Source organism: Paenibacillus sp. 01T422, assembly GCF_056398785.1.
The window spans coordinates 1-1,855 of record NZ_JBFTQB010001086.1 but is presented as its reverse complement, the minus strand read 5'-3'; the positions used below and the strand labels follow the sequence as shown (position 1 = coordinate 1,855).

General features: G+C 47.3%; 2 protein-coding genes and 1 pseudogene. 2 read left to right on the top strand and 1 reads right to left on the bottom strand.

From position 1 onward, the window contains the following. Together AC1DUA_RS35815 and AC1DUA_RS35810 are read left to right on the top strand one after the other, a co-directional pair. Positions 1-290: pseudogene (locus AC1DUA_RS35815) on the top strand (MFS transporter); the annotation flags it as partial. Between the two features lie 139 nt (positions 291-429). After that, the gene (locus tag AC1DUA_RS35810; RefSeq protein WP_477504266.1) at positions 430-756 is read left to right on the top strand and encodes an L-rhamnose mutarotase; all 327 of its coding nucleotides are present in this window, start codon (positions 430-432) and stop codon (positions 754-756) included. A 770-nt stretch (positions 757-1,526) separates the two neighbouring features. Here AC1DUA_RS35810 and AC1DUA_RS35805 read toward each other — a convergent pair. Then, the gene (locus tag AC1DUA_RS35805) at positions 1,527-1,658 is read right to left on the bottom strand and encodes a hypothetical protein (protein WP_477504265.1); all 132 of its coding nucleotides are present in this window, start codon (positions 1,656-1,658) and stop codon (positions 1,527-1,529) included. Positions 1,659-1,855: the final 197 nt, after the last annotated feature.

Genomic DNA, 1,855 nt, shown 5'->3' with positions numbered 1-1,855 from the left:
GTCCTGATTTCATCGGACTGACTGCAATGCTGATCATTTGCCTATTCTCTGGGGTCATGCAGCCGCTTGCCTCTGGATATCTGCATCACCGCATCAATTCGAACATGAGGGCAACGATAGACTCCTTCCAGTCGTTGGGAGAGAATGTGCTGAGCACGTTCGCAGGTCTTGGCTTTGGTTATTTTGCTGCTCGGTATGACGTATTTGGCGGTTATGGCTTTATTGCTCTGCTTTGTTTTGCTTCTTTTGTTTGGTTTGTTTGTGCGTCTCGTACAGTCAAACAAATATAAAAGCGAAAAAACGGAAGTCTTTGTGACTTCTTTTTTTTGTTTATTTTTATTTTGATGAGGATGAGCATTGACGGGATAGGATTAGCGCGGTAAAGTAAAAGTAATCGGTTATCCAATATATGGGGAGAGGGTGTAGCGCATGACCACTAGCGGGAAGTTCGCTTGGACATGGACGATTCGGGAGGAAGATCTGGAGGAGTACGTCCGAATGCATTTGGCGCCTTGGCCAGAAATCATGGAAGAGCACAGTAAAGCAGGGATCAGGGATTACTCAATCTTCCAAAATGGCAATCAATTCTTCTATTGTTTTTTATGCGATGATTTGGAAACCGCTTTTGCCTATTTGGCGGAGAGTGAGGCTTGTAATCGGTGGAACGCAATTACGAGCAAAATGGTCGTAGGTTCCTTCAATTTCCGTGAAGCCGTGCCGATTCAACCGATGCGCGAAGTTTTCTATTTAAAATAGTACATACATCACGAAGAGGCTGTCCCAGAAGTCATGAAAATGGCGGAGGGATAGCCTTTTGTGTTGTATCACATTTGCAGGCACTCTACTGTAACGGACCCAGCAGCGGTTATTCTGTCAAATTCGGATGGATTTGAGGTGCTATCGGACTGAGGAGGCGTTATTGTAGGTTTTTGTCGCTGTTTTAGGTAATATCATGGCCAATAGCGACTCTWGAGTCCGTTAGATGCTAAWCMCCTCTCAAAAGCAGCAAATAGAGTCATCTCAGTCCGTTAGCCGCCCAGCTGCTGCTCGCAAGAGGTAAGCTGACTGCTGAAGCGGTATGAACACCGCCAGTAAAAGCTAACTAGTTGAAGTGCTATGAAGTCCGTTAGCCGACAGCTGCTCGCAAGAGGAAGGCTGACGGCTGAAGCGGTATGAACACCGCCAGTAGAAGCTAACTAGTTGAAGTGCTCTGAATCCCAACAATAGCAACTCGTCCATTAGCTCCCCCATGCAGGCACACTTCTGTAACGGAACCAGCAGCCGTTATTGTGCCAAATACGGCTGGATTTGAGGTGCTATCGGACTGAGGAGGCGTTATTGCAGGGTTTTGTCGCTGTTTTAGGTAATATCATGGCCAATAGCGACTCTTGAGTCCGTTAGATGCTAAACCCCTCTCAAAAGCAGCAAATAGAGTCATCTCAGTCCGTTAGCCGCCAAGCTGCTGATCGCAAGAGGTAGGCTGAGGGCTGAAGCGGTAGGAACACCGCCAGTAGAAGCTAACTAGTTTAAGTGCTATGAAGTCCGTTAGCCGACAGCTGCTCGCAAGAGGTAAGCTGACGGCTGAAGCGGTAGGAACACTGCCAGTAGAAGCTAACTAGTTGAAGTGCTATGAAGTCCAACAATAGCAACTCGTCCATCACCTCCCCCCATGCAGGCACATTTCTGTAACGGACCCAGCAGCCGTTATTCTGCCAAATTCGGCTGGATTTGAGGTGCTATCGGACTGAGGAGGCGTTATTGTAGGGTTTTGTCGCTGTTTTAGGTAATATCATGGCCAATAGCGACTCTTGAGTCCGTTAGATGCTAAACCCCTCTCAAAAGCAGCAAATAGAGT

Excerpts from the sequence above, each read along its gene's own strand:
- AC1DUA_RS35810 (WP_477504266.1), top strand. The coding sequence starts at position 430 with ATGACCACTAGCGGGAAGTTCGCTTGGACATGGACGATTCGGGAGGAA.
- AC1DUA_RS35805 (WP_477504265.1), bottom strand. The coding sequence starts at position 1,658 with ATGGACGAGTTGCTATTGTTGGACTTCATAGCACTTCAACTAGTTAGC.